We start from the raw sequence: 3,946 nt of genomic DNA on the forward strand, positions 1-3,946 counted from the left end.
CCCGGTGCTGCCTGTGGTGATGCCGGCCAGCGGCCGGCACTACCGTTGTGCGTCAGGGCTTGTCGCGCACCAGTGCATCGGCCTCGACCACGCCACCATCCTTGCCATGCAGGTACAGGTGCATGTCCTGCTGCGGGTACGGAATGTTGATGCCGGCCTTGTCGAAGCCCAGCTTGAGCTGTTCCAGCAGCGTGACCTTGGTGCCGAACCAGTCGGCCGACTTCACGTAGCAGCGGATGCCCAGGTTGATGGCGTGCGCGCCCAGCTCGTACACCACCACGTCCGGTACCGGCGTCTGCAGCACGCGCGGATCGGCCTTCATCAGTGCCAGCGCGGTGTCGCGCGCCAGCTGGATGTTGTCTTCGTAGCCGATGCCGATCACCAGCTCGACGCGGCGGGTCGGTTCGGCAGTCAGGTTGATGATCGGTGCCGCGGTGATCAGCGTGTTCGGAATGGTGGTGTGCTGGTTGTCGGCGCCGGTGATGACGGTCTGGAAGATGCGCACTTCGCGCACGGTGCCGGTCTGCCCGGCCACGGTCACCACATCGCCGACCCGGAACGGGCGCAGCGTCACCAGCATCACGCCCGATGCGATGTTGGACAGCGAATCCTTCAGCGCCAGGCCCACGGCCAGGCCGGCGGTACCGAGTACGGCCAGCAGCGGGGTGATCTGCACGCCCAGCATGCCGATCGCCAGCACCACCACGATCACCAGCGATGCGACGTACACCACGTTGCGCAGGAAGTTGCCGAGCATCGGGTCCACGCCCATGCGCGCGGTGGCGCGCGGCATCGCATTGGACAGTCGCCGCGAGATCCACATGCCGACCAGCAGCACCACGATCGCAGCCAGCAACGGCAAGCCATAGGTTTCCAGCAGGCGCTCCCAGTCGAGTGAATGGAACCAGGGTGTTGCGGCGGGGGCGGGCGCTGCGGCGGCGATCATGCGGAAGTCCTTTGCTGCTGGGGAAGTCTGCGCGGGGCAGGGCGTGCGTGGACGCCAGAAACACGAAGCCCCGCAGAGGCGGGGCTTGCGTGCAGCAGCAGTATGGGCCGACGCCGATGAACACGACGTCAGCCTGCGGCCTTCAGGGCATCAGCCGTTGGCCTTCAGCTTGGCCAGGCGCAGCCAGGTGTCGACCACGGTGTCCGGGTTCAGCGACACCGACTCGATGCCTTCCTGCATCAGCCACTCGGCCAGATCCGGATGATCGGACGGGCCCTGGCCGCAGATGCCGACGTACTTGCCCTTGGCACGTGCCGACTTGATCGCCATCGACAGCAGCTTCTTCACCGCCGGGTTACGTTCGTCGAACAGGTGCGCGACGATCGACGAATCGCGGTCCAGGCCCAGGCTGAGCTGGGTCAGGTCGTTGGAGCCGATCGAGAAGCCGTCGAAGATCTCCAGGAACTCATCGGCGAGCAGTGCGTTGGACGGCACTTCGCACATCATGATGATCTTCAGGCCGTTCTCGCCCTGCTTCAGGCCGTTCTGTTCGAGCACCTCGATGACCTTGCGGCCTTCTTCCAGGGTGCGCACGAACGGAATCATGACCCACAGGTTGTCCAGGCCCATTTCGTTGCGCACGCGCAGCACGGCCTTGCACTCCAGCGCGAAGGCGGCCGAGAAGCTCGGGTCGACGTAACGGCTGGCGCCGCGGAAGCCGATCATCGGGTTCTCTTCGTGCGGCTCGTAGTTGCTGCCGCCGATCAGGTTGGCGTACTCGTTGGACTTGAAGTCCGACAGGCGCACGATTACGGCGTTCGGTGCGACCGAGGCGGTGAGGGTGGCGATGCCTTCAGCCAGGCGGTCCACGTAGAAGCTGACCGGATCACCGTAACCGGCGATCTTCTCGTCGATCTTCTTCTTCGTCGCCGCATCCTGGCGGTCGTACTCCAGCAGCGCGTTCGGGTGGATGCCGATGTGGCTGGCGATGATCATTTCCAGGCGGGCCAGGCCGATGCCGGCGTTCGGCAGCTGGCCGAAGTCGAAGGCACGTTCCGGGTTGGCCACGTTCATCATGATCTTCAGCGGTGCCGGCGGCATGTTGCCCAGATCGGTGGTGGTACGCTCGAAGCCGAGCTTGCCTTCGTAGATGAAGCCGGTATCGCCTTCAGCGCAGCTGACGGTGACCAGCTGGCCATCTTCGATGACCTTGGTGGCGTTGCCCGAACCGACCACGGCCGGCACGCCCAGCTCGCGCGCGATGATCGCGGCGTGGCAGGTGCGGCCACCGCGGTTGGTGACGATGGCCGAGGCGCGCTTCATCACCGGTTCCCAGTCGGGGTCGGTCATGTCGGCGATCAGCACGTCGCCCGGCTGCACGCGGTTCATGTCGTCCAGCGTCTTGACCACGCGGGCCACGCCCGAACCGATCTTGGCACCGACGGCGCGGCCCTCGGCCAGCACGTTGCCGCCCTTTTCGGTCAGCGCGAAGCGCTCGATCTGGGTGGCGTGGCTGCGCGACTTCACCGTTTCCGGGCGCGCCTGCACGATGAACAGCTTGCCGCTGACACCGTCCTTGGCCCACTCGATGTCCATCGGGCGGCCGTAGTGCTTTTCGATGACCAGGGCCTGCTTGGACAGTTCCTGCACGTCCTCGTCGCTGATCGAGAAGGTGTTGCGCAGTTCGGCCGGGGTGTCCTCGATCCTGACGCGCTCGCCGGGGACATCCGAATACACCATGCGGATTGCCTTGCTGCCGAGCGAGCGGCGCAGGATCGCCGGCTTGCCGGCCTGCAGGGTGGGCTTGTAGACGTAGTACTCGTCCGGGTTGACCGCGCCCTGCACGACCATTTCGCCCAGGCCGAACGAAGAGGTGACGAACACCACGTCGCGGAAGCCGGACTCGGTGTCCAGGGTGAACAGCACGCCGGAGGAACCGACGCCCGAACGCACCATCAGCTGCACGCCCGCCGACAGGAACACGTCTTCATGCTTGAAGCCGTGGTGCACGCGGTAGGCGATGGCACGGTCGTTGTACAGCGAGGCGAACACTTCCTTGACCTTGTGCACGACATCGTCGGCACCGGTGACGTTGAGGAAGGTTTCCTGCTGGCCGGCGAAGGACGCATCCGGCAGATCCTCGGCGGTGGCCGACGAGCGCACGGCCACGGCCACGTCGCCGCCGCCGTTGTCGGCGCTCAGCTGGGCGTAGGCGGTGCGGATGTCCTGGTCCAGCTGCGGCTGCAGCGGCGCATCGATCACCCAGGTGCGGATTTCCTTGCCGGCGGCGGTCAGCGCGTTGACGTCCTCGACGTCCAGCGTGGCCAGCTTGTCGAAGATGCGCTTGGACAGATCGTTGTGCGCGATGAAGTCCTTGAAGGCTTCAGCGGTGGTGGCATAACCGCCCGGCACCGACACGCCCAGACCGGCAAGGTTGCCGATCATCTCGCCCAGCGACGAATTCTTGCCGCCTACGCGGGCCAGGTCGGCCAGACGCAGTTCGTGCAACCACAGGATGTTCTCGTTCAAGCGCGATGCTCCGTTTGGCCATCGCCCGAGGCGGGCTGGAATGGCCGCGTCCGTAGGAAGAAGCCGATATGATGCCGGGCAGACCACCGTCGGCACAAGCTTGTGCTGACGGCCTTTTTAGGCTTCGTAGGGGGTAAAAGCGCGCATGTCGACCATCCGTCCGGTGTTCTACGTTTCCGATGGAACCGGTATCACCGCTGAAACCATTGGGCATAGCCTGCTGACCCAGTTCTCCGGGTTCAGCTTCATTACCGACCGCATGTCGTTTGTCGACGACCCCGAAAAGGCGCGTGAAGCCTGTGCCCGGATCCAGGCGGCAGGGGAGCGGTACCAGGTCCGGCCGATCGTGGTGAACTCCTGCGTGGACCAGAGCCTGAGCCTGATCCTGGCCGACAGCGGGGCACTGATGCTGGATGTGTTCGCACCGTTCATCGAGCCGCTGGAACGCGAGCTGGCCAGCTCGCGTTCCAG

At 65.2% G+C, this 3,946-nt stretch carries 3 protein-coding genes; 1 reads left to right on the forward strand and 2 read right to left on the reverse strand.

The window, feature by feature from the left end; translation table 11 throughout:
* Window positions 1–52: 52 nt before the first annotated feature.
* Both O0J73_RS21765 and ppsA read right to left on the reverse strand, forming a co-directional pair.
* Complete coding sequence (locus tag O0J73_RS21765) at window positions 53–946, reverse strand: mechanosensitive ion channel domain-containing protein (protein WP_197565023.1); 894 nt, start codon at window positions 944–946, stop codon at window positions 53–55.
* 150 nt (window positions 947–1,096) lie between these two features.
* The gene (gene ppsA / locus O0J73_RS21770) at window positions 1,097–3,475 is read right to left on the reverse strand and encodes a phosphoenolpyruvate synthase (protein ID WP_008267432.1); all 2,379 of its coding nucleotides are present in this window, start codon (window positions 3,473–3,475) and stop codon (window positions 1,097–1,099) included.
* Between the two features lie 145 nt (window positions 3,476–3,620).
* Here ppsA and O0J73_RS21775 point away from each other — a divergent pair.
* Window positions 3,621–3,946, forward strand: a 326-nt coding sequence (locus O0J73_RS21775; RefSeq protein WP_308309621.1) for a kinase/pyrophosphorylase, incomplete at its 3' end; no start/stop codon positions are given.

It is taken from the genome of Stenotrophomonas sp. Sm6012 (genome assembly GCF_030985895.1).
Classification (GTDB): Bacteria; Pseudomonadota; Gammaproteobacteria; order Xanthomonadales; family Xanthomonadaceae; genus Stenotrophomonas; species Stenotrophomonas forensis.